Genomic DNA, 26,856 nt, shown 5'->3' with positions numbered 1-26,856 from the left:
GCCGTGTTCCTGACGGGCGAGGGGGTTTCCGGGGTCCGCCGCGAAAAAGTGCGCCCCTCCCTCTTGCCTGCTCCCCTGTCGCCTGGATTACTGATCCCCAGCACCTCGACCGAATGATCGGTCGTCCGGATTAGCATGGTTGGTGAGGGAGAAGTCCCGATGGCGGATGCGACGGCGGACCTGCTGGACCCGGGGGAACGGCTCGACCGTGACGCCCTGCGCGCGCTGCAGCTCGACCGACTGCGGTCGTCGCTGCGGCACGCGTACACGAACGTGCCGTTCTACCGGGAGGCCTTCGACAAGGCGGGAGTTCACCCGGACGACTGCCGCACACTGGAGGACCTCGCGAGGTTCCCGTTCACCGTCAAGGCCGACCTGCGGGAGAACTACCCGTTCGGGCTGTTCGCCGTCCCCCGCGACCGCATCCGCCGGCTGCACGCCTCCAGCGGCACCACGGGCCGCCCCACCGTCGTCGGCTACACCGAGGGCGACCTGTCGCTGTGGGCGGACATGGTGGCCCGCTCGATCCGCGCGGCGGGCGGCCGCCCGGGCGACACCGTGCACATCGCCTACGGCTACGGCCTGTTCACCGGTGGCCTGGGCGCCCACTACGGCGCCGAGCGCCTCGGCTGCACGGTCGTCCCCGCGTCCGGCGGCATGACCGCCCGCCAGGTGCAGCTGATCCAGGACCTCGGGCCGCGGATCATCATGGTGACGCCGTCGTACATGCTCACCCTGCTCGACGAGTTCGAGCGGCAGGGCGTCGACCCGCGCTCCACGTCGCTGGAGGTGGGGATCTTCGGCGCCGAGCCGTGGACGGAGGAGATGCGCCGGGAGATCGAGGAGCGGTTCGGCATCGACGCCGTCGACATCTACGGGCTGTCGGAGGTGATCGGTCCGGGCGTGGCGCAGGAGTGCGTGGAGACCAAGGACGGCCTGCACATCTGGGAGGACCACTTCTACCCGGAGGTTGTCGACCCGATCACCGGCGAGGTGCTGCCGGACGGCGAGGAGGGCGAGCTGGTCTTCACCTCGCTCACCAAGGAGGCCATGCCGGTCGTCCGTTACCGCACCCGGGACCTGACCCGGCTGCTGCCGGGCACGGCCCGCGCGTTCCGGAGGATGCAGAAGATCACCGGGCGCAGCGACGACATGGTGATCCTGCGCGGCGTGAACCTCTTCCCGACCCAGATCGAGGAGATCGTGCTGCGCACGCCGGGTGTCGCGCCGCACTTCCAGCTGCGGCTGACCCGGGAGGGCCGCATGGACGCCCTCACCGTGCGCGCCGAGGCCCGCCCCGACGCCGGCCCCGAGGCCCGTGAGGCCGCCGCCCGGTCCATCGCGGCGGCCGTCAAGGACGGCGTCGGGGTCTCGGTCGGGGTCGAGATCGTCGATCCGGAGTCCCTGGAACGCTCGGTCGGCAAGATCCGCCGGATCGTCGACCTCCGCCCGCGCTGAGACGCGCGCCCCGCGCTGGGACGTGCCGCCCCGCACTGAGCGGTGCGCCGCGCGCGAGACCTGCGCCCCGCCGGGACGCGCGCCCCGCGCCGAGACGTGCGCTCCGCACCCAGACCTGCGCCCGCGCTGGCACGCGCGCCCCGCCCTGGGGCGCGCCCTCAGCCGAGCGTCGGCGGTGTCCAGTCCGCGTGCCGCAGCAGGCCGCGCAGCATCACGGCGGGCGGAGTGAGCCGTACCGCGGTGTTGCGCAGGCCGACGGCGAGCGGGTGGGTGAGCTGGTGGCCCATCCGGCCGGCCTGGCGCGCGGCGCGGGCGACACCGGCGCTGCGCGGGCGGCGCTCGGCGTCGTAGCGGGCCAGGGCCGCCTCGACGGAGGGCTCGGCGCCGAGCGCGGCGGCGAGCACCACCGCGTCCTCCAGGGCCTGGCAGGCGCCCTGGCCGAGGTTGGTGGTCATGGCGTGCGCGGCGTCGCCGAGAAGCGCCACCCGGCCGGAGGTGAACGTGGGCAGGGGCGTGGCCAGTTCGTGGATGTCGTGGTGCAGGACGTCCTCGGGACGGGTGGCCGCCAGCAGCGCCGGAATCGGCTCGTGCCAGCCGGCGAACCGGTAGCGTACGGCGGCCAGGGCGTCGGCGTAGCGGGTGCCCGGCGGTGCGCCGAGCACCGCGAACCACTCCGCGCGGCCGTCCGCCAGGGCTAGGTGGCCGAACTCCACGCCCGGGCCCCAGGTCAGAGAGAAGTCGGTGGGCACGGCGAGCGGCCCGTCGGTCAGGGCCCGCAGGACGGTGGAGCCGCTGTGCACCGGTCCCGGATGACCGGGCAGGAGCTGCGCGCGCAGCCGGCTGTTGACGCCGTCGGCGGCCACCACGAGGTCGGCCTCCAGGGCGCCGTCCGTGAGCAGTACCCGCGGCCGGGCGGGGTCGGTGCGGTCGATCCCGGTGGCCTGCGTGCCGACGTGCAGCCGGTCGGCGGGCAGCGTCTCGCGCAGCAGCCGGTGCAGGTCGGCCCGGGTGATGCCGTGGATGGGGTCCCCCACGGCGCGGGCGAGCGCGGCGCCGTCCAGGCGGGTCAGCCAGCGGCCGTCGGGGGTGCGGGTGCCGCCGGTGTGCACGGGCCGCGCCGCCTTCCGCACCGCCGCGCCGGCCCCGAGCGCGTCCAGCGCGCGCAGCCCGTTGGCGTGCAGGGAGATGCCGGCGCCGACGTCCGTGAGGACCGGCGCCCGTTCCACGACGGTCACCTCCCAGCCGGTCCTGCGCAGTCCGATCGCGGCCGCCAGCCCGCCGATGCCTCCGCCCACGACCACCGCACTTGCGCGCATGCCGCCCCCCTTCCTGGTGTTCCTCGTCGCCACGCTTCTACATCTGTAGAAGACGGCAGCAGCGTACGCCCGTCCTCTACAGCTGTAGAAACCGGGGTGTAGAAAGGACCGGTGACCACCGACCGACGTACCGTGCTCGCCGACGCGGCCATCGACGTCCTGGCCGAGGCCGGGATGCGCGGGCTGACCCATCGCGCCGTGGACCGGGCGGCCGGCCTGCCGTCCGGCACGACGTCGGCGTACTTCCGCACCCGGCAGGCGTTGCTGACCGCGCTGGTCACGCGGCTGGTGGCGCTCGACCAGGCGGAGCTGGAGGCGGCCGGGGCGGCCACGCCGGCGCCGCGGACGGCGGACGACCTGGTCGCCGGGATCGCCGCGCTCACCGGGCGCCGGCTCACGGGCGAGGGGCGGCGCCGCTCGCTGGCGCGCTACGCGTGCGCGCTGGAGAGCGTGCGCCATCCCGAGCTGCGGGAGATCCTGCGGCCGCGCGAGAACACGGGCCGCGACCTCGTGCGCGCCTTCGTCGCGGCGCACGGGCACGCGGACGCCGAGGAACGCACGCTGACGCTGCTGACCTGCGTGGACGGGCTGGTCTTCGACCGGCTGGTGAGCGGCGGGGCGGTGTGCGCCGAGGAGATCCGGCGTCTGGTGGACACGGCCCTGCGCTGAGTCCGCTCAGCCCTTCGTGAGCCGGTCCCGCAGCTCCCGCTTGAGGATCTTCCCGCTGGCGTTGCGCGGCAGCGCGTCGACGAAGACGACCCGCTTGGGCGCCTTGAACGGGGCGAGCTTCTCCCGGGCGTGGGCGATGAGTTCGGCCTCCGTCACCGCGCCGCGCGGGACGACGACCGCGGTGACCGCCTCGATCCAGCGTTCGTCGGGCAGCCCCACCACCGCCGCCTCGGCGACGGCTTCGTGGGTGTACAGGGCGTCCTCGACCTGGCGGGAGGCGACCAGGACACCACCGGAGTTGATGACGTCCTTGACCCGGTCGACGATGGTGAAGTAGCCGTCGGCGTCGCGCACCGCGAGGTCGCCGGAGTGGAACCAGCCGTCACGGAAGGCCTCGGCGCTCTCCTCGGGCCTGTCCCAGTAGCCCTCGCACAACTGCGGGGAGCGGTAGACGATTTCACCGGGGGTGCCGGCCGGCACGTCCTTGCCGTCCTCGTCGACCACCCGCGCGTCCACGAACAGCACGGGCCGGCCGCAGGAGTCCATGCGTCCCTCGTGCTCGTCGGGTCCGAGCACGGTCGCCAGCGGGCCGATCTCGCTCTGTCCGAAGCAGTTGTAGAAGGCGAGGTGCGGCAGCCGCCCGCGCAGCCTCTCCAGCACGGGCACGGGCATGATCGAGGCCCCGTAGTAGGCCTTGCGCAGCCCGCCGAGGTCGCGGGTGGTGAAGTCGGGGCGGTTCGCCAGGGCGATCCAGACGGTGGGCGGTGCGAAGAGGCTGTCGCAGCGGCCCGTCTCGATGAGGTCGAACAGCCGCTCGCCGTCCGGGGCGTCGAGGATCACGTTGGTGGCGCCGACGGCGAGGTAGGGCAGCAGGAAGACGTGCATCTGCGCCGAGTGGTACAGCGGCAGCGAGTGAACGGGGCGGTCACCTGCGCTCAGGTCGAGGGCGGTGATCGCGCTGAGGTACTCGTGGACCAGCGCGCGGTGGGTCATCATCGCGCCCTTGGGCAGCGCCGTGGTGCCGGAGGTGTACAGCAGCTGGACCAGGTCCTCGGCGCGCGGCTCCGGCCCGTCGTACGGCGCGGTCGCGGGCAGCCGTTCGAGCAGCGCGTCGTCCGTGTTCCGCAAGGGCAGGGTCGCCACGCCGCCGGGCAGCCGGCCGGCGAGGTCCGGGTCGGTGAGCACCAGCGAACTGCCCGACTGGTGCACGAGGTAGGCCAGGTCGTCGCCGGTGAGGTGCTGGTTGACCGGCACGTGCACCAGGCCGGCGCGGGCGCAGGCGAGGAAGGCGATGAGATAGGCGTCGGAGTTGTGGCCGTATGCGGCGACCCGGTCGCCCGGCGCGAGGCCCTCGCCGCGCAGCAGGCCGGCCGCGCGGGAGACGGCGTCGTCGAGTGCCTCGTACGTCCAGGAGCGCTCGCCGTAGGTGACGGCGACGCGCGCGGGGGTGCGGCGGGCGCTGCGGCGCAGCACGCCGTCGACGGTGCTGCCGTGTCCGGGCGTCATGCCTCATGATCCTCGACGCGCACGCCGGGGCGGTCAAGACATGTGCGCGCTCCGGGGGACCCCGGCCGGGGTCGCACACGCCCGGCGCCGTTCCCCGCGGTGCGGCCGGAGCCTTCAACACGCCTGCCGTCACGGCGACATACCGGCTGGTACGCTTCTGCGCTCCTTCCCCCGACGATGTTGGGAGGCACGATGCGCACCCGCCTGAGACGCGCCGTCGTCGCGGCCGCGGCCCTGCTCACCGCCGCGTCCGCGCTGCCGGCGGCCGCCGCCGAGCGGCCGGTGAGGCAGGACCGTCCCGCGCACGGCGGTCTGTCCGCCGTCATCCGGTACACCGAGTACGGCATCCCGCACATCCTCGCCCGCTCCTACGCCGACCTCGGCTTCGGCACCGGCTGGGCCCAGGCCACCGACCAGGTGTGCACGCTGGCCGACGGTTTCGTGACCGTACGGGGCGAGCGCTCGCGGTACTTCGGCGCCGACGCGGCGACCGACGGTTCCCTGTCCTCGGCCTCCGGCAACCTCTCCAGCGACCTGTACTTCCGCGGCGTACGCGAGGCGGGCACGGTGGAGAAGCTCCTGCGGCAGCCCGCGCCGGCCGGGCCGAGCCGGGAGGTGAAGGAGCTGATGCGGGGCTTCGCCGCCGGGTACAACGCCTGGCTGGCGCGGCACCGGATCACCGACCCGGCGTGCCGGGACGCCTCCTGGGTGCGCCCGGTGACCGCGCTGGACGTCGCCGCCCGCTCCTACGCGCTCGCCGTGCTCGGCGGTGAGGGCAGGGCGATCGACGGCATCACGGCCGCGCAGCCGCCGATGGCGGGACCCTCCGGCGCGCAGGCACCCGACGCCGCGGACGCCGCGCGGGCCGCCCGGGCGCTGCTCGCCACCGACTCCGCGGACATGGGGTCCAACGCGGTCGCGTTCAGCGGCGCGACCACCGCGAACGGCCGCGGCCTGCTGCTGGGCAACCCGCACTACCCCTGGCAGGGCGGCCGCCGCTTCTGGCAGTCCCAGCAGACCATCCCCGGTGTGCTGAACGTGTCCGGCGGCTCGCTGCTCGGCTCGCCGACGATCTCCATCGGCCACACCCCGTACGTCGCCTGGAGCCACACGGTCGCCACCGGCGTCACCCTCGATCTGCGCCAACTGGCCCTGGATCCGGCGGACCCGACGGTCTACCTGGTCGACGGGAGGCGGGAACGCATGACACGGCGGACCGTCACCGTCGCGGTGAACAACGGCGCACCGGTGACCCGCACCCAGTGGTGGACCCGTTACGGCCCGGTCACCACGTCCCTCGGCGCCTCCCTGCCGCTGCCGTGGACGGCCACGACGGCGTACGCCGTGGGCGATCCCAACGCGGCCAATCTGCGCGGCGCCGACACCGCCCTCGGCTTCGGCCGCGCCCGCTCCACAAACGACGTGCTGGCCTCGCTGCGCCGCACCCAGGGCCTGCCGTGGGTGAACACGATCGCGGCCGACTCCCGCGGCCACAGCCTGTACACCCAGTCGCAGGTCCTGCCGCGGGTCACCGACGATCTGGCGCAGCGCTGTCTGACCCCGCTGGGCCGGGCCACCTACCCGGCGTCCGGCCTGGCGGTCCTGGACGGCTCGCACGGCGACTGCGCGCTCGGCAGCGATCCCGACGCCGTCCAGCCCGGTGTGTTCGGGCCTTCGCGGATGCCGGTGCTCAAGGACGCGCCGTACGCGGAGAACTCCAACGACAGCGCCTGGCTGGCCAACGCGGAGCGGCCGCTGACCGGTTACGAGCGGATCTTCGGCACCGTCGGCACCGCGCGCACGCTGCGCACCCGGGGCGCACTGCAGGACGTGGCGGCGATGGCGGCGCGCGGCGGGCTGACCGTGCGGGACCTCCAGGCGCAGCAGTTCGCCGACCGGGTGCCGGCCGGTGATCTGGCCGCCGCGGACGCGGCGAGGGCCTGCTCGGCGCTGCCCGGCTCCACGGCGACCGGCAGTGACGGCGCGGCGGTCGACGTGCGGGAGGCGTGCGAGGTGCTCGCCGCCTGGGACCACACCGTGAACACCGCGAGCCGGGGCGCGCTGCTCTTCGACCGGCTGTGGCGCAGGCTGCCGTCGGCGCAGCTGTGGAAGGTGCCGTTCTCGCCGGCGGACCCCGTGGGTACGCCGAACACGCTGAACACCGGCACGCCGGCGTTCGCCACGGCTCTCGCGGACACGGTGGCCGAGCTGCGGGCGGCCGGCATCGCGCTGGACTCCCCGCTCGGTGAGCACCAGTTCGTGGTGCGCGGCGGCCAGCGCATCCCGGTGCCGGGGGGCACGGAGTCGCTCGGCGTGTGGAACAAGGTGGAGCCGGTGTGGAACGCGGCCGGCGGCGGTTACACCGAGGTGGCCCACGGCTCCAGCTACATCCAGGCCGTCGGCTTCGACGGCTCGCGCTGCCCGGTGGCCCGCACCCTGCTGACGTACTCCCAGTCCTCGGACCCCGGCTCGCCGCACTTCAGTGACCAGACGCGGCTGTTCTCGGCGGGGCAGTGGGTGACCTCCCGCTTCTGCGAGAAGGACATCCTCACGTCGCCGGCGCTGCGGGTGATCAGGGTCGGCGAGAAGGGGTGACGCGGCGCGGCGCCCGGGGTCCGTCTCCCGGGCGCCGCGCGTCCCGCCCCGCGGCTCAGCTGCCGCCGACGCCCAGTGCCGCCAGCAGCACCAGCACCAGCGTCGTGGCGCCGAGGAGACCGTGGGCGGCGACCACGGGGACGGGCAGGTGACGCTCCGGGGGCGCCGTCTCGCCCGAGGTGCCCTGGTACACCGGCAGCCAGCGGCCGAACAGGGTGAAGCCGAGCAGGGCGACCGCGACGAGCAGGCCGAAGGAGGTCCAGGCCAGGGCGTGCTTGTCGGCGGCCAGGTAGACGATCCACACGACCAGGCCGGCCGCGGCGAGCAGGAAGTGCCCGAAGACGACGGGCGCGGGCAGGCGGGTCGGCGCCGCCTGCCGCGCGGGGCGCAGGCCGCCGCGGGCGATCCAGCGGGCGAGCAGGACGAAACCGCCGAAGGCGGTGACGACCCAGGCGACGAGAGCGGCGATGTCCATGGGCGGTCTCCAGAGTGCGTCAGGACGATGACGTGCTGCGGTAGCCGTCGGCCTGTGTGGCCTCGTCGGCGACCCGCACGCCGTAGCGGTAGGCGAGTTTTCCGCCGAGATACCCGGACAGGCCGAGGAGGGCGAGGGCGACGGCGGAGAGCGTCAGCTGCCCGGCGCCGACGCCCTCCTGTCCGGCGGTGCCGGCGCCGTGCCGCCAGGCCCAGCCGCCCGCGTAGGCGGCGGTGACGCAGAGGTTCAGCGTCATGTGGACCAGGGCCGTGCGGAAGGCCGGGGTGCCGGTGGGGATCGCGAACAGATCGAGGAAGCCGACGCAGGCCGCCGCCAGCGCGCCGATCACCCCGATGGCGATGAGCCACATCGATCCCTGCACCAGGAAAGCGGGCCGGTGGACGACGTGGGAGGCGATGTCGAAGACCAGGCTGCTCACCCAGGCGCCGATCGGCACCGTGACCAGGATCGGATGGAAGGGGTGTCCGTACGGTCCCGCCAGCGCACCGCTGACCGGCTGCTTGGCCTGCCGAAGATCAGTGTTCACGGTCATACCGGCACCTCACCTGTGGGTTATTTCACCAACGATTGTTGGTCTTATTCGAGGCGCCGGTCAAGCCCGGCGTCAACCCGTGGCTCACGGAGTTACCGTGGGCGCGTGACGTTCGATTCCTCCGCCACCGGCTCCCCGGCCCGGACCACCACCGACTCCGTGGCCGCGCTCGCCGTACTGGGCGACGAGTCCCGGCGGCGGCTGTTCGACTTCGTACGGCGGGCCCGGCGTCCGGTCACCCGGGAGGAGGCGTCGGCCGCGGTCGGGATCTCCCGCAAGCTGGCGGCCTTCCACTTGGACAAGCTCGTCGACTCGGGGCTGCTGCAGGCCGGGCACGGCGGGCACGGGCCGCGTCGCGTGGGGCGCGCCCCGAAGGTCTACGAGCCCAGCGCGCAGACACTGGAGATCAGCCTCCCGCCGCGCCGGCACGAGCTGCTGGCCTCCCTGCTGGCCGAGGCGGTGACCGCGGTGCGGCCGGGCGAGAGCGCGCACGAGGCGGCGCTGCGGATCACCCGGGAACGCGGCACGTCGCTGGGCGCCGAGGCGCGCGGCGGGGATGTGAACGCGTTCCTGGAGTCCCTCGGGTTCGAGCCCGCCGACGACGGCGGGGGCCGTACCGTGCTGCACAACTGTCCGTTCCACCCGTTGGCCGCGCAGGCACCGGAGCTGGTGTGCGGGATGAACCACGCCTTCCTGTCCGGCTATCTCGCCGCTTCCGGGCACCGGCGCACCACGGCGGTGCTGGAACCGCACGCGGGTGTGTGCTGCGTCGAGCTGGTCGACGAGGCCACGGACAGCGCGGAGGGCACCACGCCCCCCTCCTGCGCCCGCGACGAGGCCGACCACGCGTAGCGGCCCCTTCCGTCCCCCCGTCAGTTCCCTTGTGATGCACGCCCGTTGACATGGCCGCAGGCTGACGCGAAAGTTTCATGCGGCTCCACCATTACGGAAAGATACTTTCAGGGGTTGCGGGGGAGGCAGCGGTGGACGGACTGACGCGACGCCAACTCGGTTCCGGGGTGGCGGCATTGGGGGGCGCCCTGGCGCTCGTGCCGTTCCCGGCTGGACCGGCGGCGGCCACCGGAACGGGTGGCGGCGAGGGGGGCGACAGCGAGCCGGAAGGCGGCGGATCGGGTGGCGGCCGTTCGGGTGGCGGCGGGCCGACGCTGCGGCACGGCTCGGCCGAGCGCGCCGGACTGCTCGACGGGCATCTGCGCCGGCTCGTCACCGACGCGAAATCCTTCCTCGGCCCCTCCCCCAAACACCCCTGGTACGCGGGCGCGGTGCTGCTCGCCGGGCGCGGCGGCACCGTCGCCCTGCACGAGCCGATCGGCATGGCGGTGCGCTACCGGGCGTACGACGAGAAGACCGGCACCGGCGTCGAGTTCCCGCCGGAGCAACAGATCCCCATGGCCCGCGACACCGTCTTCGACCTCGCGTCGGTGTCCAAACTCTTCACCTCGCTGCTGGCCGTGCAGCAGATCGAGCGCGGCGCAGTGCGCCTGGAGGCGCCGGTCGCCTCGTACGTACCGGAGTTCGGGGCCGCCGGCAAGCAAGATGTGACCGTTCGTCAGCTGCTGACCCACACCTCCGGCTTCCGCGCCTGGATACCGCTGTACAACGCGCCGACGCGGGAGGAGAAGCTGCGGCTGATCTACGACGAGGCGCCACTGAACCCACCGGGCACCGCCTACCTCTACTCCGACCTGAACCTGATCTCCCTGCAACTCGTCCTGGAGCGGATCACCGGACGCCCCCTGGACACACTGCTGCACGAGGAGATCACCGGCCCGCTCGGCCTGAGCCGCACCCGCTACAACCCACCCACGTCCTGGAGAGCGGAGATCGCCGCCACCGAGGACGCCCGCAGACCGTGGTCGGGCCTGGACCGGGGCCTGGTGTGGGGCGAGGTGCACGACGAGAACGCCTACAGCCTGGGCGGCGTCGCCGGCCACGCGGGGGTGTTCTCCTGCGCCTGGGACCTGGCCGTACTCGCACGCACCCTGCTCAACGGCGGCCGCTACGGCCGGACCCGCATCCTGCGCCCGCGGTCCGTGGAGCTGATGTTCACCGACTTCAACACCGCCTTCCCCGGCGACGAACACGGCCTCGGCTTCGAGCTCTACCAGCACTGGTACATGGGCGCGATGGCCACGCCGCGTACGGCCGGCCACACCGGCTTCACCGGTACGTCGCTGGTGCTGGACCCGACGACCGACTCGTTCCTCGTCGTGCTCGGCAACTCCGTGCACCCGGTGCGCAGTTGGCGCTCCGGATCCGCGCCGCGGGTCGCCGCCGGGAACAACCTGGCGCGCGCCGTGCCGGTTCGCCCGTGGCAGGGCCGCAGCGCCTGGTTCTCCGGGATGGCGAGCGCGGTCTCCGCCACGCTCACGCTGCCACCGCTGGACACCTCGGCGGACGGCTGCCTGCTGACCTGCGCGCTGTGGTGGGACACCGAACCGCAGGCCGACGTGCTGGCGCTGGAGGCGTCCCCGGACGGCGGCACCACCTGGCAGCCGGTGCCGTTCACCACGACCGGCGCCGCCGACGGCCGGCGGGAACACCCGGCCGGCACGGTCACCGGCTGGTCGGGCCGCACCTGGCACCGGCTCGCGGCCACCCTGCCGCCCGCCCGCTCCCTCACCCTGCGCTGGCGCTACAGCACCGACCAGCTCTACGTCGGCCGGGGAGCGTACGTCGACGCACTGCGCGTGGAGACACCCGACGGCCCGGCCTTCGACGACCGCCGGCCGGCGGACGCGGCCCGGATCGAGGCGAAGGGATGGTCGGCGTCGGCCGATTAGGAGCTGTCCGGTCGGTCGGGCCGGGCGTCAGGCCGCGTGATCGGCGAGCCCCTGAGACCGGCCGACCGTCGGCACCCCGTCAGGGCCGGCCGGCCCGCCAGATGTGCAAGTGGCCCGTTCCCGGGAACGCGGGCGGGGCCGCGGGCAGCACGCCCTCCAGTGCGTAGCCGGCCTTCTGCGCCACCCGGCAGGAGGCGGCGTTGTCCGTCCGGTGCAGCAGGTCGAGGCGCGTCAGGCCCAGGGCGGTGAACGCCCAGTCGGTGAGGGCGCGCAGGGCACGAGGTGCCACGGCACGGCCCCGTGCGCGGGAGACGGTCCAGTAGCCGACCTCGGCGCCCGCTGCCGTCCGCTTGAGGACGACATGGCCCGCCAGCATCTCGTCGGCTCCGGCAGGCATCTCGTCGGCTCGGGCAGGCTCCACGACGGCGAAGGCCAGGCGTTCGCCGCTGTCCCAGCCGCTGACGCGGTCCCGCACCCAGCGCGCCGCGCTCTCCTCGTCGTGCACCACAGCGGTGATCCAGCGGCGCAGCTCCGGGTCGCGGTGGGCCTCGATCAGCTGCGGAATGTCGCGCGGGCTCCAGGGCCGCAGCAACAGGGCCGACGCGCCCTCGGCCGCTTCTGTCCGAAGCGCGACGGAGGTGGTGTCCATCCGCCGAGCCTACGCGGCCGGGGACGCGCCGGGGACACGGGCGCCGGGGGGTGTCTCGTCGATCAGGGAAGGGGCTGAGGTCCGCAGGTCGTGTTGGCGATGTGCGCTTTTCCGTTTCACCCGGGTATCCGGAGGTCTGCGGCCCATTCACCTTGTCTGCCGCCGCTCCTGTACGGCGGCCGCCTCGGCGGGCCGGCCCAGTTGCCGCAGACAGTGGGCCTCGTCGGTGCGGGCGGCGAGCGTGTCGGGGTGGCCCGGCCCCAGCAGGTGTGCGCGGGCGTCGGCCACCCGCCGGTACTCGGTGAGCGCGTCCGCCCAGCGGCCCAGCCAGCCCAGGGCGACGGCGATCTCCCGGTGACTGAGCAGGGTGTCGGGGTGGTCGGCGCCCAGAGCGCTCTCCCGCAGCCCGGCCACGTCCCGGGCCTCGGCCAGCGCCTCCGCCCAGCGGCCGAGCCGGCCCAGATTGACGCCGAGGGCATGGCGGGCGCGCAGGGTCTCCGGGTGGGCGGGGCCCTGGATCCGGGTGCGGTCCTCGACCAGCTCGTCGTACAGCCGCAGCGCCTCCGCGCCGCGGCCGAGCCGGCCGAGGCTGATGCCCGTCTCGTAGCGGGCGGCGAGCGTGTCGGGGTGGTCCCGGCCGAGGACCCGCGTACGGGCCGCCGTGACCTCCCGGTAGGCCTCCAGGGCCTGCGCCCACCGCCCCAGCTGCCCGAGCGCGTAGGCGACCTCGTACCGGGTGACGAGCGTGTCCGGGTGCTCGGGCCCCAGGACCCGGGCGCGCGCCTCCGCCACCTCGCAGGCCAGGCGGTACGACTCCGCCGTCCGGCCGACACGGCCCAGGCTGGCGGCGAGGTTGTGCCGGCAGCGCAGGGTGTCGGGGTGCTCGGCGCCCATCGTGCGCTCCCGTGCGGCGAGCACCGCCGCGTACACCTGGCGGGCGTCGTGGTGCCGGCCCAACTGGCCCAGTGTGTACGCCATTTCCTGCCGCACCGCGAGGGTGGCGGGGTGATTGGCGCCCAGCAGCCGGGTGCGGTGGGCGGCCACGTCCTTGTGGACGCGCAGTGCCTCGGCGGCCCGGCCGGTGCGGCTGAGGGCGACGCCGTATTCGTAGCGGCTGGCGAGGGTGTCCTGGTGATCCGGGCCGAGCAGCCGCTCCCGCTCGGCGGCGATGTCCCGGTGCGCCGCCCCCGCCTCCGCCCACCTGCCGAGCGTGCCGGACCGCAGGGCCGCCCGGTGCCGCTCGGCCAGCCCGGCGAGCACCACAGGGCCGGCTCCTTCGGGGCGGCGGTCCCCCGCGTCACTTCCGGCCCCCGAGCCCTTGCCCTCCCCGGAGCCCCTGCCGTCCCCGGAGCCCTTGCCGTTCCCCAAGCCCTCCCCCGTGCCGTTTCCGGCCCCCCTGCCATTTCCGGCCCCCCTGCCATTTCCGGCTCCGGGACCTCTGCGGTTCCCCGCGTCGCTTCCCGCCCGCGGGCCGCTGCCGGCACCGCCCCCACTGCCGGGCCCCCCGCCCGGTCCGGGGCCGCCGGGTTCGCGCGGGATCCACTCCCGGCTCAGGCCCCCGCCAGGGTCCGGGGCTGGGGCGTGCGGGCCCGGACCGGCGGCCTTGTGGCCCGTGGTCATGCCGCGCGTCCAGGACGGCAGGCGGCGCTCCCGCGGCGCCGGCTCCGGCATCCAGGCCGGAGCCGGCGCGGGCGGCGCGACGGACGCGTACACCGGCTGCGGCCGGCCCGCGCCGAGGCGGCGGGCCACCTCGTGGGCGTCCCGGGGGCGCTCCTCGGGCCGTTTGGCCAGCAGGTCGAGGATGATCTCCTCGAGCGTGCCGGGGAGTTCCGGCCGGTGGCCGCGCGGCGGGCGGGGCGGGGTGTCCCGGTGGCCGACGAGGACCGCCCAGGGGTCGTCGAGGTCGAACGGCGGCACTCCCGTGGCCATCTCGTACAGCACGCAGCCCAGCGAGTACAGGTCGCTGCGCTGGTCCACCTCGTCGCCGCCGATCTGCTCGGGCGACATGTAGTGCGGGGTCCCCATGGCGATACCGGTGCCGGTCAGCCGGGAGGTGAGGCCCATGTCGTGGCCGAGACGGGCTATGCCGAAGTCGCAGATCTTCACTGTGCCGTCGGCAAGGCGCACGATGTTCGCGGGCTTCAGGTCCCGGTGCACGATCCCCTGCTCGTGGGTGTGCGCGAGCGCGGCGGCGACCTGCCGGCCGATGTCCACGACGTCGGGGACGGCCAGCGGTTGGTGCTTGTTGTCCTCCAGCAACTGGCTGAGGTTGCGGCCGTCGAGCAGTTCCAGCACCAGGAACAGCACGCCCTCGCTCTCGCCGAAGTCGTGCACGACCGTCACCCCGCGGTGCTGGAGCGCCGCGGCCACCCGCGCCTCGCGCCGGAACCGCTCGCGCAGCACGCGGCCGAAGGACCCGTCGGCGTGCGCCCCCAGCGGCTTGAGGCACTTGACGGCGACCCGGCGGCCCAGCGACTCGTCGCGGGCCCGCCACACCTCGCCCATGCCGCCGCGTCCGATCAGGTCGAGCAGCCGGTAACGGCCCTGGATCAGCCTGGTGTCCCCCATCAGACGCGTCGCCCCCGTAAGCGTTCGCCCCGCCCTGGCCCTGGCTTGCCCAGTATGGCGGGCTATCGCCTTGCTTTGTACGGTGCCGGACGGGTGTCCGGGCCGAGCCGGGCGACCGCGCGCAGGATGTGTTTGGGCGGCAGCTGCCAGCGCAGACCTGCGGGTATGCGGCGCAGCAGGGCGCCGGTCGCCCGCAGTCGCCGGGTCACGACGGCGGGCGGCGGGGCCGCTTTGCCGTACAGCGCGTGGGCGTACGGCGGCAGTGAGGCGTACGCCAGCTGCGCCACGCGCCGCCACAGCACCTCGCGCGCCGGGACGAGCAGGGGGTGCGTCGGCGGGCGGCGGAGGAAGTCGTCCACGGCGCGTGCCTCGGGCGTGACGGCGAGCCGCGGCCGGACCTGCTCGAAGTAGGCGGCGAGCCGCGCCCGGTCGGCGGGTACGGCGTCGGGGTCGAGGCCGACCAGGCGGGCGCTGACGCGGTGTTCGGCGAGGTAGCGGTCGGCGGCGGCGCCGGTGAGCGGGAAGCCGGAGCGCCACAGCACGTGCAGATAGGAGTCGATCTCGGCGCAGTGCACCCACAGCAGCAGGTCGGGGTCGTCGATCCGGTAGCGCTCTCCCGTGTCCGGGTCGGTGGCCGTGAGCCGGCGGTGGATGCCCCGGACGCGTTCACCGGCCCGTTCGGCGGCCTCGCGGGTGCCGTACGTCGTCGTCCCCACGAAGTTCGCGGTGCGCCGCAGCCGTCCCCAGGCGTCGTGCCGGAAGTCGCTGTTCTGCATCACGCCGCGCACCGCGCGGGGGTGCAGTGCCTGGAGGTAGAGCGCACGGATGCCCGCGACCCACATCATCGGGTCGCCGTGCATCTGCCAGGTCACGGAGTCGGGGCCGAACAGCCCCGGGTCGGCGTCGCTCATGTGGTCCCCCTCGGCGGGCCTGCGGACATCGGGCTGACTTGCGCTGCGGAGGCGGCCGTCGGACGGCGGCCGTACGGGCGGACTTGCGCTGCGGGAGCCGGCCGTCCGACGGCGGTCGTTCGGGGCCGGATCCGGCCGGGGCGCCGAGCCGCCCGGGCGGCCACCCCGGGAGGCCGCCCGGGCGGCCTCCGGGGTCATGTGGCCCGGAAGTCCATCAGCAGATGCCCGGACGGGGTGGTGCGGACCTGGGCCGGGGCGAGTCCGGCCGCCGCGGCGAGCGCCGTGTACTGCTCGACGCTTCGTTCGTGCCCGCCGGAGATCACCAGCATGCGCAGGTCCATCTCGGCACGCATGGCCGCGTCGTCGCCGGCCCTGCCGTGCGTCTCGACCAGCAGGACCCTGCCGTCCCGGCCGGCGGCCTCGGCGCACCGGCGCAGCACGGCGACGGCCGGCTCGTCGGCCCAGTCGTGGATCACGGCGCTGAGCACGTACACGTCGGCGCCGGCGGGCAGCGGGTCGAAGAAGCTCTGCCCGGCGAACGCGCAGCGCTCCGCCAGCCCGCGCTCGGCCAGGAACCGGCGTCCGCGGGCGACGGTCTGCGGCAGGTCGACCAGGGTGCCGCGCACGCCGGGATGCGCGCCGAGCACCTCGGCCAGCAGTGCGCCGGTGCCCCCTCCGACGTCGACGACGTGCCGCACACCGGACCAGTCGTAGTCGGTGGCCGCCGTTCTGCGTAGCGAGCGGGCCATCGTCGCGTCGAAGGAGGCGGCGAGGGCGGGGTCGGCGGCGAGGTGGTCCCAGAAGGGCGCGCCGAAGACCTCCTCCCAGGCGGGCCGGCCGGTGCGGACGGTGTGCAGCAGCCCGGTGAACACCAGGTCCATCCGGCCGCCGAAACCGTCCAGGTCGAACCAGTCCCGCATCCCCGCGGGATGGTCCGAGCGCAGCAGTTCGGCCCGCTCGTCGAGGACGAACCGCCCGGGGGACGCCTCCTGGAACATCCCGTGGCGGGCGAGGTGGCGCAGCAGCCGGCCGAGTGCGTCGGCGTCGGTGCCGCTGCGCTCGGCCAGCTCGTCCACCTGCTCGGCGCCGGCGGCGATGAGGTCGGCCAGGCGCAGGGTCGCGGCCACTCTGACCGCCATGGGGGTCACCAGGTCCACGAGCGGTGCCAGCAGCTGCCAGTCCGAGGGCTCGCTCCGTTGTGACGGCATCCGCCCATGCTAACCAGGGCGTTGGTAGCGTGCCCGCATGACGACGTGCACGGAGTGCGGTTTCGCCTACGACCTCTCCCTGGCCCCGTCGGTACCGCGTCTCGCCGCGGACGACGCGGACGCCTACGGGCGGCTGCTGCGGCGCGACGCGTCGGCGCTGCGGCGCCGTCCCGCACCGGAGGTCTGGTCACCGCTGGAGTACGCCTGTCACGTCCGTGACGTGCTGTTCGTGCAGCGGGAGCGGGCGCTGGCCGCGTTGCGCACCGACACGCCGGTCGCGGAGTCCATGGGACGTGAGGAGCGGGTCGAGCACGACGGTTACGCCGAGCAGCAGCCGGCCGATGTCGCGCGGCAACTGCGTGACGGTGCGCTGATGTTCGGCCAGGTCCTGGGCCGGCTGTCACCCGCCGGCTGGGAGCGCACGCTCGTGTACGCCTTCCCCGAGCGCGCGGAGCGGACCCTGCGCTGGCTCGCCGTGCACACCCTGCACGAGCTGCGCCACCACCTGTTCGACATGCGCCGCGCCCTCGACGACCGGGAGACTGCTCGGTAGGAAATCTCGGAAACGGGGATCTGCGGGCCACCTCCCTTGTCGAGGGCCGTCGGAATCCGTCCTGTCCTGGGTACGTCGTCAGGCGAGCGTGCGGAGGAAGTCCGAACACGCCCGGGCGCAGTCCCGGCAGTGCCGTGCCGTGTCCTCGGCGCCGGGGTGGCGGTCGAAGACGTGGGCCGCTTCCAGGCAGACGGTCCGGCACCACTCCACCTGCACGCGGATGCCGGCCTCGTCCACACTGTTCTGCTCGGACAGCACGCGGCAGGTGGCATCGCACACCTCGGCGCACATGATGCCCTTGCGTCGTGTCAGTTCCTGCTCCGCGGTCCCTCCCGGGTCCACCAGGCTCGCCCGCAGCGCGCAGGCCCTGGCGCACTCGGTGCACGCCTGGGCACAGGCGAAGCGGTCCTCGAGGAACCGTATGAGCTCCTGCTGGGTCGTCGTCGAAGTCACGCGGTGCGGGTAGCCGGTGCCCACCGCACCAAACCCGGCCGCGGCCCGTCTCCGCGCCCGTTATCCGGGCGCCGTCGCGGGAACCCGGACCGTCCCGGAGGCCGGAGCGGAGGAGGTGGACGATGCCCGGACGACAGGAGCTGCCGTCGACCCTGGAGCGCTCCTCGAAGGACGCGCAGGAGACGTGGATCAAGGCGCACGACTCCGCGGTCGGGACGTACGGCGAGGGCGAGCGGGCCCACCGGGTCGCCTACGGGGCGCTCAAGCACACGCACGAGAAGGTCGGCGACCACTGGGAGCGCAAGGAGGGCGGCCGCAAGGGTCCCTCGGACCCGCGCTCGGCCCGGCCACGGCAGCAGGGCGGGCGCAGCGGCGAGGGCGTCGACGAGCAGGCCACGAAGGAGCACCTCTACGACCTCGCTCGGCGCCTGGACATCGAGGGGCGCTCGCGGATGTCGAAGTCCGAGCTGCTGGACGCGGTCCGCAAGGCCAATCGCTCGAAGACCCGGCAATCCCGTTCGCGGTGACCTGGTAGCGGGGCCGTTTGGGGGGTATTCGTGTGATATGAGCAGCGCAATGATGCAGATGGCCGCCCCGAGCGGCGCTTGGGTCCTGGGCCCCGTCATCGCCGGGGTCTTCCTCGTCGGCGGACTGATCGGCGCCTTCTGGTTCGGTGACGTCTTCAAGAGCCGTGAGCCGGCCCCGCCGCGTCCGGAGGAGCAGCCGCATCTGCCCCCGGGCGGCGCGGTGCGCGGCATCCAGCAGAACCGGGAACCGGAGGAGGTACCGCACGACGGCCGTCGCCGGCTCCCGCACGAGTTCGGCAATCTCGGCACCCGGCCGAGCGAGTCCCAGGAACGGCCGAAATGGGGCAAGGGCTCCAGCGGCTCGTTCGGCGGAGGCGGCCTGGGCGCCCACTGAGCTGCGGCACCCCGCGGTCGTACGCCCCGCCCTCGCGGGGCGCGCGGCCTCCGGGAGGCACACCCGCCCGGACCGGAGTCCATGCGCGAAGGGAAGTGACGTCCGCCCCGAGCAGGGCGAGGGCCACACCGGCTCCCCCCGTGTCCGGCGACCTCCCCCCAGCCCCCGCCCCACGGCACCTCGGACCAGCGCGGCAAGCCGAAGGGCAACCGGACCTGACCAGGTCCCCCGACGCCCCCGCCACCCCGGCCCCCGGGGTGGCGGGGGCGTCTGCGCGCGCGGGGGGCGGGGGCGGTTTTGCGCAGGGGGGTGCGGGCGGTTGCCGCAGGGGGACGCTTGAGGGCGGCGCACTGCCGGCGAGCCGACGCGCGGGCCGACCCACGACGGCGAAGCCCGCCGTCGGGGGCGAGAAGCAGTAGGCGAAGGCCGGTACGCAGGCGCGAAGCCACGCCCCTCCCGGGCCCGGAGCCCGGCACTCGGGGAGAGTGCCGCAGCACGGGCCAAGTCGCGAAGCAACGGCCCTGCGGCGCCACCGGAGCGCAACCCCGACCGGGCGGAGCCCCTACACGGCAGCGTCCCCCAAGGGGGCGCGCAGGGCCGACGCCAACCCGGCACTGGGAAGACCCGCAACCCCCGCACCGCCGAGCGAACTCGCCGGGCGGGGCCGCGGGACCGGCGCTCAGGCTGTCGTGGCCGTCCGGGCCGCTGTCAGGGCCTGGTCGGCGTAGCCGCGGCCGAACAGGACGGCATGGACCAGCAGCGGGAAGAGCTGGTGGAGGGCGATACGCTCGCGCCAGCCCGCGGCGAGCGGGGCCGCGTCCTGGTAGCCCTCCAGCACCCGCTGAAGGTGGGGGCAGCCGAAGAGGTGCAGCATCGCGAGGTCGCTCTCGCGGTGCCCGCCGTGCGCGGCCGGGTCGATCACCCAGGCGTGCCCGTCGGCTCCCCACACCACGTTGCCGTTCCACAGGTCGCCGTGCAAGCGGGCGGGCGGCTCGGCGGGCCCGGCGAGCTCGGGCAGCAGCTCGCAGACCCGTTCGACCACCGGCGCCTCGGTCGCACGGACGGTCCCCTGGTCGACGGCGCGGCGCAGATAGGGCAGGACCCGGTGCTCGGCGTACCAGCGCGGCCAGTCCGGGCCGGGCGTGTTGCGCATCGGGGCCCGTCCGATCCAGGCGTCCCGCGGCCCGCCGGGCGGCGCGGCGCCGAAGGCGGGGGCGCCGGCGGCGTGCAGCGCGGCCAGCTCACGCCCGAAGCGGACCGCGGCTTCGGCCGTTGGCGGCCCCTCGGGGACGCGGTCGGTGACCAGCCAGCGCTCGTCCTGCCCGTGCACCGCCGGCACCGGCACGGCGCCGGCGTCCGCGAGCCAGCGCAGTCCGGCCGCCTCGGCGCGCACCATGCCGGTCTCGTCGCCGCGTTTGACCATCACCGCGCGCCCGTCGTCCAGTGCGACCTCGGTGAGCGCCCCGGACAGCCGCTGCTGCCGGGTCACCCGCGCGCCGGTGAAGCGGGCCGCCACGGCCCCGGCATCGACACCGTCGGAGCTGTTCCACACGGCGCCCAGCGTACGGCCGTACACCGGGCCACCGGGCCGCGAACGCCCGCGGAATATGGCGCTCCGGTTGACGTTCCGGCTCTGAACGTCCAGCATCAAATCACTACGCTCGCACGCAAAACGCCCCATCGTCATCACACCCATCCCCCCTCAGAAGGTGGAGGCGGTGCTCCATGGCAGACAGGACGACCGCCAGAGGAATGACCGGCGAGTTGATCTCGGAATTCCTCGGCACCATGGTCCTCATCCTCTTCGGAGTCGGCGTGGTCGCCCAGGTCGTGGCCGCCGGCCTCGGAAATCACGACAGCATCGCCTGGGCCTGGGGGCTCGGCGTCACCCTCGGTGTGTACGTCGCCGCCCGGATCAGCGGTGCGCATCTCAATCCGGCCGTGACCGTGGCTCTGGCCTGCTTCAAGGGCTTCTCCTGGCGCAAGGTCCTGCCGTACGCGGTGGCCCAGACGGCGGGCGCGTTCGTCGCCGCGCTGATCGTGCGCTGGAACTACACGGAGGTCCTGGCCAAGTTCGACCCCGGTCACACGATCAAGTCACAAGGCGTGTTCTCGACCCTGCCCGGCAACGGTGTCTTCCCGGTCAGCCAATGGGGCGCGCTGCGTGACCAGGTGATCGGCACAGCCATCCTGGTGCTGCTGATCTTCGCGGTCACCGACCTGCTCAACACCCCGCCCGGCGCCAACCTCGCGCCCTTCATCATCGGCCTGGTGGTCGTGGCGATCGGTATGGCCTGGGGCACGGACGCGGGGTACGCCATCAACCCGGCCCGTGACTTCGGCCCCCGGCTGGCGAGTTTCATCACCGGGTACGGCACGGCATTCAGAGACCAGTACGGCGATCTCTACTTCTGGGTGCCCATCGTCGGGCCGCTCGTCGGCGGTGTGGTCGGAGCGGCGATCTACCACCTGCTGATCACTCCGATCCTGCGGCGCGGCGTGGAGGAGCAGGAACCCGGCCGCGTTCCCGCACCCGACGCGGGAGACCACGAATAGACGGCCGCCGCAGGCGTCCGTGCAGCACACCCAGGACGATCGCCGCGCCCACCGCGACCAGGTGTTCGCGCCCGGCCAGGTTGGGCACGGCGATCGACTCCCACACCATCGACCCGCCGGTGAGCGTGAACAACACGGGCGCCCGGCGGGTCACCGCCATGTACGTGAACAGCCCCACGACCGCCGCCGACGGGCCGGTGTCGAGCACCTGGCCGGTCTCCGGCGGCAGGCCCAGCCCCCACCAGCCCGGGCCGATCGCGATCATCAGCCGGGCCGCGAGCGTCCCGGCCAGCGTGGTCACGTAGGCGACGGCCAGCGTCCGGACGCGGCCGAGGGCCACCTCGGCCAGCGCGAACGCCAGGAACAGCGACGTGAGGCCCGCCCACACCGGCAGGTCCAGCGCCGGCACGTACAGCGACACCGGGGTGCGCAACAGCGCCAGCCACAGCGGCAGGTCGCCCCGGACGCCGCCGAGGACGCGCACCACGGTCGCGCCCACGGGGTACTGCGCGATCGCGTGGAAGAAGATCACCCCGACGCACGCCACGCATCCGAGCAGCAGCGCGCCCGGCCCGCGGCGCACGAGCCGGACGACCGGGTCGGCCACGACGCCGCGGAACTCGTTCCACAGCGTCCGCCCGACGAACCCCACCGCCCGCCGCATCGGCCCCCGTGGCCGCCGGCTCTCCCGCACCGCCGGCGGCACGGCTCCGGCGCCGCCCGCCCCTTCCCCGTATGGACGCCCCTCGCCCCGGTACACACCCGCCCCCTGACGCGGGGCCCGCCCCCGCCGCCCCCTCCAGCACGACCACCGCCATCGTAAGGAAGGCTCCCGGCCGGCCCGGGCAACCCCGGCCGGACGCCGGGCCGTTCCCCTGGCCGCGCCCCGCAGGTTACCGTTCGGTAGACAACGGGGTTCCGGAGGTGCGCCGTATGACGCTCGACCACGCAGGACTGGCCGACACCGCCCGTGCCCTGGCCCGGGGCGAGGTGAGCGCGCGGGAGCTGGCCGAGCGCACGCTGGAGCGGATCGAGGCGTCGCAGACGACGGTGAACGCGTTCCGCATCGTGCGGGCCGAGGCCGCCCTCGCCGAGGCCGGGGCGGCCGACCGGGAGCTGGCCGCGGGCGTGCGCAGGCCGCTGCTCGGGGTGCCGGTCGCCGTCAAGGACGACATGGACGTCGCGGGCGAGCCGACCGCGTTCGGCTGCTGCGGCGACCACCCGCCCGTCACCGAGGACGGGGAGGCGGTACGGCGGCTGCGCGCGGCCGGGGCGGTGATCGTCGGCAAGACCAACACCTGCGAGTTCGGGCAGTGGCCGCACACCGAGGGCCCCGCGTTCGGCGCCACCCGCAACCCGTGGAGCCCCGCGCACACGCCGGGCGGTTCCTCCGGCGGGTCGGCCGCCGCCGTCGCCGCCGGTCTGGTGCCCGCGGCGCTCGGCTCGGACGGCGCCGGCTCGGTGCGCATACCGGCCGCCTGGACCCATCTCGTCGGCATCAAGCCGCAGCGCGGCCGGATCTCGACCTGGCCGCGCGGCGAGTCCTTCCAGGGCATCACGGTCAACGGCACCCTGGCCCGCACGGTCGCCGACGCGGCGCTCCTGCTGGACGCGGCGAGCGGCAACCACGCGCGCGACCCGCACCGGCCGCCCGCGCTCACCGTGTCCGACGCGGTCGGCCGCGATCCCGGACGGCTGCGGATCGCGCTGTCGCTGAGGCCGCCGTTCACCGCGGTACCGGCCCGGCTGCGGCCCGAGGTGCGCGCCCGGGTCGTCGAACTCGCCGAGAAACTGGCCGGGTTGGGGCATGTGGTCGAGGAGGCCGACCCGCCGTACGGACCGATCGGGCTGACCTTCGTGCCGCGCGCCACCGCCGGCATCGCCGAACGCGTCGCCGAATCGCCGTTCCCCGAACTGCTCGACGCCCGCACCCGGGGCGCCGCCCGGCTGGGCCGGCTGCTCGGCGGCGTACCGCTGCGGACGGCCCGGCGGGCGGAGGCGGTGCTGCACCGCCGTATCGGCGCGTTCTTCACGTCGTACGACGTGATCCTGGCGCCGACCACGGCCGCTCCCCCGCCCCGCATCGGGGCCCTGCACGCGCTCGGCGGGTTCGCCACCGACCGGGCGATGATCGCGGCCTGCCCCTACGCCTGGCCATGGAACGTGCTGGGCTGGCCCGGCGTCAACGTGCCCGCCGGCTTCACCGGCAACGGGCTGCCGGTGGGCGCCCAGTTGCTCGGCCCCGCCCACAGCGAACCGCTGCTGGTGTCGCTGGCGGCCCGGCTGGAGGCCGAGGTGCGCTGGCACGAACGGTGGCCGCCCGGGGCATGGGCCGCGCCCGGACCGGCCCGTACGCTGTGACCATGGACGATGCGTCGATGGTCGGGCTCATGGGGCGGGTCACCGGAACGGTCGGGCCCGGACTGGTCGGCGAGGTGATCGTCCGGGTGCGGGGCGGCGCCGAGCACTTCCTCGCCTACCCGGCCGCCGGCACCGACCGGATCGAGCGCGGCACGGTCGTGATGGTGGTCGAGTATCTGCCGCCACGGACCGTCTACGTCACGGCCGCATACGACAGTTGAGCCCGCTGCGGCGCAGGTGAGAGGCGTCTGCGTCAAGATTGCAACAAGGATTCTCGGACGTCTTCCCGCGCGGGCCCGCCGGGCGCACACTCCCTTCGTTCGGTGCCGAAAGGGCACCATGCAAAGGGGGCGAATGCCGATGGTCGTCGGCGTCGTTGCGGGGGCGGTCGTCGTTGCCGTCCTGCTTCTGATCGGTCTGTTCAAGCTCATGTGGCGCGTCGCCGAACCGAACGAGGCGCTCATCATCTCCGGCTCCAAGCACCGCACGGAGGGCCTGGAGGAGGGCATGGGCTTCCGCATCGTCACCGGGCGCGGCACGCTGGTGCTGCCCGGCGTGCAGGCGGTGCGCAAGCTCTCGCTGGACCTGAACGAGACCGAGCTGCAGGTGGACTGCGTGACGCACCAGGGCATCCCGCTGAAGGTGCGCGGTGTGGTCATCTTCAAGGTGGGCGACGACTTCGTGTCGATCGCGAACGCGGCCCGCCGTTTCCTGGACCAGCAGCGGCTGATGTCGGAGCGGGTGCACAACGTCTTCGCCGGTCATCTGCGGTCCATCGTGGGCGGGTTGACGGTCGAGGACATGATCCGCGACCGGGAGAAGCTGACGGGTCAGACGCGTGCCGCGTGCGGCACGGAGATGGAGAAACTGGGCCTGATCGTGGACTCGTTGCAGATCCACGAGATCGAGGACCCGACCGGGTACATCCAGAACCTGGCGATGCCGCACGCGGCGGCCGTGCAGCGGGACGCGCGGATCGCGCAGGCCGAGGCCAACCGGCTGGCGACCGAGGCCGAGCAGCAGTCGTTCGCGCGGATGGCGGAGGCCACCCGGGACAGCGAGATCCTCCAGGCCGGCTACCAGGCCGAGCGGGACAAGGCGGCCGCGAAGGCGCGTCAGGCCGGTCCCCTCGCCGAGGCCGGGGCCCGGCAGGAGGTCGTCGTGCAGGAGACCCGCGTCGCGGAGCTGGAGGCGCACCGGCGCGAGCAGCAGCTCCAGGCGGACGTGCGCAAGCCGGCCGACGCCCGTGCCTACGAGACCCGCACGCTGGCCGAGGCCGAGCGTGACGCGCGGATCTCGGCGGCGCAGGCCAAGGCTAAGGAGACGGAGCTGGCCGCGGCGGCCGAGGCGACCCGGGTCAAGACGGCCGCGGGCGCGGAGGCCGAGGCGACGAGGACGCGCGGTGAGGCCGGCGCCGCCGCCACCCGGGCCACCGGTGAGGCCGAGGCGGCCGCCGCCCAGGCCAAGGGCCTCGCGCAGGCGGAGGCGGTCAAGGCCCAGGGTCTCGCCGAGGCCGAGGCGATCAAGGCGCGGGCCGCCGCCCTCGCCGAGAACCAGGAGGCGGTCGTCGCCCAGCAACTGGCCGAGAAGTGGCCGGAGATCGTCCAGGCCGGGGCCTCCGCCTTCGGCAACGTCGACAACATGGTGCTGCTCAACGGCGCCGACGGCATGGCGGACGTGTTCGCCAAGGCGCTCACCATGGGCGGCACCGGTCTGGGGCTGGCCCGCCAGCTGCTGGCATCGATGAACGCGAACGGCCAGAACCCGGGCGGTCCGTCGCTGAACGGGTCGGCTCCCCAGGCACCGCAGAGGGTGCCGGTCCAGGACGCATGAGGCATTGACCGCGTCCTCACGGGGGCACCCCCTAGGGTGCCCCCGTGACTGCGTTTACCGAAGAGGACGTCCCGGGCCGCCACGGCCCCACCGCCACCACCGAGGCCGACCCGCGTGAGGTCGGGCGGGTGCGCACCGAGTACGCGCCCGCCCACGACGGCGATCCCGATCCCGGCGAGATCGTCTGGACCTGGGTGCCGTTCGAGGAGAACGACGGCCGGGGCAAGGACCGGCCGGTGCTGGTCGTCGCCCGCGAGGCGGCCGGGACCGTGCTGGCCGTGCAGCTGTCCAGCAAACGGCACGACGGCGACAGGGAGTGGGTGCCGATCGGCAGCGGGCCGTGGGACCGCTCCGGGCGCGACTCCTGGGTGGACGTGGACCGCGTGCTGCGCCTGCACGAGCAGGGCATGCGCCGCGAGGCCTGCGCCCTGGACCGGATGCGCTTCGACCTGGTCCGCAGGCGGCTGGCGGAGCGCTACGGCTGGACCTGAGCGGCCACACCCTCGAAGCAGCGCTCGAAGGCGGCCCGGGTGTCGCCCTTGCGGTCCAGCACGCCGAAGACGACGTGCTCGAACCGCTGGGCGAACCGCCCGCCGGGGGCGAGCAGCGCGCGAAACGACGCCGCCACCTGCGCCGGGTCGTTGCGGAACACCCCGCAGCCCCAGGCGCCCAGTACCAGCCGCCGGTAGCCGTGCGCGGCCGCCACCTGAAGGACCCGTTCGGCCCGTACCGCCAGGGCGCGCGGCAGCTCGGCCGCGCGCTCCGGGGCCGAGCGCAGGACGACGCCGGCGTTCGGCGCTGCGGCGGTCAGGAAGCCGGCGTGGAAGGGCTCGTCCAGCAGGCGGCCCCGGTCGTCGCGGAAGACGGGCACGCCCGGGGAGTGGACGACCCGGTCGGTGTAGAACGGGTCGCGGTGGGCGCGGTGGTGGTCGTAGAACTCCGGAGCCCGCAGCAGGCAGGTATGCAGCGCAGAGGCGCGGCACAGGGCCTCCTCCTGGGCCTGCGCGCCGTTCAGGTAGCCGCCGCCCGGATTGCGGGCGGAGGCGAAGTTCAGGACGGCCACCGGGCCGTGCGCGAGGCGGCGGGCGGCCTGCAGGCTGCTCTCGCCGGTGACCTCGATCCGCGTGTCGGCCTGCGGCGCCCCGGGCACGGGCACCGGCTCCGGGCCGAACATCCGCGTGTCCTGCCGCGCCGCCTCGATCGCCCCCGCGAGGGACACCGTGTGCCCGTCCGCCCGGACGTACCGGCCGGTCTCGACGATCTTCTCCGTCTCCCGTGCGATGCCGCGAAGGCGCGCGCTCACGGCGTCACCCCCGTGGACGCCACGAGCGCGCGTTCCCCCGTCGTGCTCATGCACGCATCCTGAGCGATGCTGGTCGTGCGCCGCAACGCGTTTTCCCGGGCGTGGAACGCGGCGGAAAACCTGCGGGAAAGGAACCTTACGAAGCCCGGAACGTGTCGCCTGGC

At 74.3% G+C, this 26,856-nt stretch carries 25 protein-coding genes; 13 read left to right on the top strand and 12 right to left on the bottom strand.

Going from position 1 to position 26,856, the window contains the following annotated elements; translation table 11 throughout:
- Nucleotides 1–159 precede the first annotated feature (159 nt).
- Nucleotides 160–1,458, top strand: coding sequence for a phenylacetate--CoA ligase PaaK (paaK, locus tag ACZ64A_RS04980; protein ID WP_469808259.1), 1,299 nt, complete (start codon nucleotides 160–162; stop codon nucleotides 1,456–1,458).
- A 158-nt stretch (nucleotides 1,459–1,616) separates the two neighbouring features.
- On the opposite strand, the gene ACZ64A_RS04975 is transcribed toward paaK, so the two are convergent.
- A complete protein-coding gene (locus tag ACZ64A_RS04975; protein ID WP_469808258.1) occupies nucleotides 1,617–2,774 on the bottom strand; it encodes an FAD-dependent monooxygenase in 1,158 nt (385 codons plus the stop codon).
- Between the two features lie 111 nt (nucleotides 2,775–2,885).
- On the opposite strand from ACZ64A_RS04975, the gene ACZ64A_RS04970 reads away from it, so the two are divergent.
- Nucleotides 2,886–3,443, top strand: a complete 558-nt coding sequence (locus ACZ64A_RS04970) for a TetR/AcrR family transcriptional regulator (RefSeq protein WP_469808257.1) — start codon at nucleotides 2,886–2,888, stop codon at nucleotides 3,441–3,443.
- Nucleotides 3,444–3,449: 6 nt separating this feature from the next.
- On the opposite strand, the gene ACZ64A_RS04965 is transcribed toward ACZ64A_RS04970, so the two are convergent.
- A complete protein-coding gene (locus ACZ64A_RS04965) occupies nucleotides 3,450–4,949 on the bottom strand; it encodes an acyl-CoA synthetase (RefSeq protein ID WP_469808256.1) in 1,500 nt (499 codons plus the stop codon).
- Nucleotides 4,950–5,141: 192 nt separating this feature from the next.
- On the opposite strand from ACZ64A_RS04965, the gene ACZ64A_RS04960 reads away from it, so the two are divergent.
- On the top strand, nucleotides 5,142–7,544 hold the full coding sequence (locus tag ACZ64A_RS04960) for a penicillin acylase family protein (RefSeq protein ID WP_469808255.1): 2,403 nt from the start codon (nucleotides 5,142–5,144) through the stop codon (nucleotides 7,542–7,544).
- A 55-nt stretch (nucleotides 7,545–7,599) separates the two neighbouring features.
- Here the strand turns inward: ACZ64A_RS04960 and ACZ64A_RS04955 are convergent, their stop codons facing one another.
- Together ACZ64A_RS04955 and ACZ64A_RS04950 are read right to left on the bottom strand one after the other, a co-directional pair.
- Nucleotides 7,600–8,019 (bottom strand): hypothetical protein, encoded by a 420-nt coding sequence (locus ACZ64A_RS04955; RefSeq protein ID WP_469808254.1) that lies wholly within the window; start codon nucleotides 8,017–8,019, stop codon nucleotides 7,600–7,602.
- A gap of 19 nt (nucleotides 8,020–8,038) precedes the next feature.
- Nucleotides 8,039–8,572, bottom strand: coding sequence for a DUF2231 domain-containing protein (locus ACZ64A_RS04950; RefSeq protein ID WP_469808253.1), 534 nt, complete (start codon nucleotides 8,570–8,572; stop codon nucleotides 8,039–8,041).
- Nucleotides 8,573–8,677: 105 nt separating this feature from the next.
- Between ACZ64A_RS04950 and ACZ64A_RS04945 the strand changes: the two genes are divergently transcribed.
- Together ACZ64A_RS04945 and ACZ64A_RS04940 are read left to right on the top strand one after the other, a co-directional pair.
- Nucleotides 8,678–9,424, top strand: coding sequence for a helix-turn-helix transcriptional regulator (locus tag ACZ64A_RS04945; protein ID WP_469808252.1), 747 nt, complete (start codon nucleotides 8,678–8,680; stop codon nucleotides 9,422–9,424).
- 77 nt (nucleotides 9,425–9,501) lie between these two features.
- Nucleotides 9,502–11,376: a serine hydrolase domain-containing protein gene (locus ACZ64A_RS04940; RefSeq protein WP_469808251.1), complete on the top strand. Its 1,875-nt coding sequence runs from the start codon at nucleotides 9,502–9,504 to the stop codon at nucleotides 11,374–11,376.
- Nucleotides 11,377–11,455: 79 nt separating this feature from the next.
- Here ACZ64A_RS04940 and ACZ64A_RS04935 read toward each other — a convergent pair whose 3' ends face one another.
- The 4 genes from ACZ64A_RS04935 to ACZ64A_RS04920 form a co-directional block, all read right to left on the bottom strand.
- Nucleotides 11,456–12,025, bottom strand: a complete 570-nt coding sequence (locus ACZ64A_RS04935) for a GNAT family N-acetyltransferase (protein WP_469808250.1) — start codon at nucleotides 12,023–12,025, stop codon at nucleotides 11,456–11,458.
- A gap of 147 nt (nucleotides 12,026–12,172) precedes the next feature.
- On the bottom strand, nucleotides 12,173–14,593 hold the full coding sequence (locus tag ACZ64A_RS04930; RefSeq protein ID WP_469808249.1) for a serine/threonine-protein kinase: 2,421 nt from the start codon (nucleotides 14,591–14,593) through the stop codon (nucleotides 12,173–12,175).
- Between the two features lie 62 nt (nucleotides 14,594–14,655).
- Nucleotides 14,656–15,504, bottom strand: coding sequence for an oxygenase MpaB family protein (locus ACZ64A_RS04925; protein ID WP_469808248.1), 849 nt, complete (start codon nucleotides 15,502–15,504; stop codon nucleotides 14,656–14,658).
- A 194-nt stretch (nucleotides 15,505–15,698) separates the two neighbouring features.
- Nucleotides 15,699–16,712, bottom strand: coding sequence for a methyltransferase (locus ACZ64A_RS04920; protein ID WP_469808247.1), 1,014 nt, complete (start codon nucleotides 16,710–16,712; stop codon nucleotides 15,699–15,701).
- A gap of 37 nt (nucleotides 16,713–16,749) precedes the next feature.
- Between ACZ64A_RS04920 and ACZ64A_RS04915 the strand changes: the two genes are divergently transcribed.
- Nucleotides 16,750–17,265, top strand: a complete 516-nt coding sequence (locus ACZ64A_RS04915; RefSeq protein ID WP_469808246.1) for a DinB family protein — start codon at nucleotides 16,750–16,752, stop codon at nucleotides 17,263–17,265.
- Nucleotides 17,266–17,343: 78 nt separating this feature from the next.
- Here ACZ64A_RS04915 and ACZ64A_RS04910 read toward each other — a convergent pair whose 3' ends face one another.
- Nucleotides 17,344–17,718 (bottom strand): four-helix bundle copper-binding protein, encoded by a 375-nt coding sequence (locus tag ACZ64A_RS04910; protein WP_469808245.1) that lies wholly within the window; start codon nucleotides 17,716–17,718, stop codon nucleotides 17,344–17,346.
- A 122-nt stretch (nucleotides 17,719–17,840) separates the two neighbouring features.
- On the opposite strand from ACZ64A_RS04910, the gene ACZ64A_RS04905 reads away from it, so the two are divergent.
- Together ACZ64A_RS04905 and ACZ64A_RS04900 are read left to right on the top strand one after the other, a co-directional pair.
- Nucleotides 17,841–18,245, top strand: coding sequence for a ChaB family protein (locus ACZ64A_RS04905; RefSeq protein WP_469808244.1), 405 nt, complete (start codon nucleotides 17,841–17,843; stop codon nucleotides 18,243–18,245).
- A 37-nt stretch (nucleotides 18,246–18,282) separates the two neighbouring features.
- Nucleotides 18,283–18,639 (top strand): DUF6479 family protein, encoded by a 357-nt coding sequence (locus tag ACZ64A_RS04900; RefSeq protein ID WP_469808243.1) that lies wholly within the window; start codon nucleotides 18,283–18,285, stop codon nucleotides 18,637–18,639.
- A gap of 679 nt (nucleotides 18,640–19,318) precedes the next feature.
- Here the strand turns inward: ACZ64A_RS04900 and ACZ64A_RS04895 are convergent.
- A complete protein-coding gene (locus ACZ64A_RS04895; protein ID WP_469808242.1) occupies nucleotides 19,319–20,191 on the bottom strand; it encodes a fructosamine kinase family protein in 873 nt (290 codons plus the stop codon).
- 173 nt (nucleotides 20,192–20,364) lie between these two features.
- Here ACZ64A_RS04895 and ACZ64A_RS04890 point away from each other — a divergent pair, with 173 nt between their 5' ends.
- Entirely contained in the window at nucleotides 20,365–21,195 is an 831-nt protein-coding gene (locus ACZ64A_RS04890; RefSeq protein WP_469808241.1) for an MIP/aquaporin family protein, read from the top strand.
- Here ACZ64A_RS04890 and ACZ64A_RS04885 read toward each other — a convergent pair.
- Nucleotides 21,116–21,859: a hypothetical protein gene (locus ACZ64A_RS04885; RefSeq protein WP_469808239.1), complete on the bottom strand. Its 744-nt coding sequence runs from the start codon at nucleotides 21,857–21,859 to the stop codon at nucleotides 21,116–21,118. The two genes, ACZ64A_RS04890 and ACZ64A_RS04885, sit on opposite strands and share 80 nt — an antisense overlap.
- Nucleotides 21,860–22,128: 269 nt before the next feature.
- On the opposite strand from ACZ64A_RS04885, the gene ACZ64A_RS04880 reads away from it, so the two are divergent.
- The 4 genes from ACZ64A_RS04880 (at nucleotide 22,129) to ACZ64A_RS04865 (ending at nucleotide 25,880) form a co-directional block, all read left to right on the top strand.
- Nucleotides 22,129–23,556, top strand: a complete 1,428-nt coding sequence (locus tag ACZ64A_RS04880; RefSeq protein ID WP_469808238.1) for an amidase — start codon at nucleotides 22,129–22,131, stop codon at nucleotides 23,554–23,556.
- 2 nt (nucleotides 23,557–23,558) lie between these two features.
- A complete protein-coding gene (locus ACZ64A_RS04875) occupies nucleotides 23,559–23,777 on the top strand; it encodes a hypothetical protein (RefSeq protein WP_469808237.1) in 219 nt (72 codons plus the stop codon).
- Nucleotides 23,778–23,910: 133 nt separating this feature from the next.
- Complete coding sequence (locus tag ACZ64A_RS04870; RefSeq protein ID WP_469808236.1) at nucleotides 23,911–25,389, top strand: SPFH domain-containing protein; 1,479 nt, start codon at nucleotides 23,911–23,913, stop codon at nucleotides 25,387–25,389.
- 44 nt (nucleotides 25,390–25,433) lie between these two features.
- Nucleotides 25,434–25,880: a type II toxin-antitoxin system PemK/MazF family toxin gene (locus tag ACZ64A_RS04865; protein ID WP_469808235.1), complete on the top strand. Its 447-nt coding sequence runs from the start codon at nucleotides 25,434–25,436 to the stop codon at nucleotides 25,878–25,880.
- On the opposite strand, the gene ACZ64A_RS04860 is transcribed toward ACZ64A_RS04865, so the two are convergent.
- On the bottom strand, nucleotides 25,865–26,692 hold the full coding sequence (locus ACZ64A_RS04860; RefSeq protein WP_469808234.1) for a TIGR02452 family protein: 828 nt from the start codon (nucleotides 26,690–26,692) through the stop codon (nucleotides 25,865–25,867). The genes ACZ64A_RS04865 and ACZ64A_RS04860 overlap by 16 nt on opposite strands.
- Nucleotides 26,693–26,856 lie beyond the last annotated feature (164 nt).

This window comes from Streptomyces sp. NPDC104814, from assembly GCF_055583185.1.
Note: the sequence above shows the minus strand (reverse complement) of the source record. Positions and strands in the feature narration are given on the sequence as shown.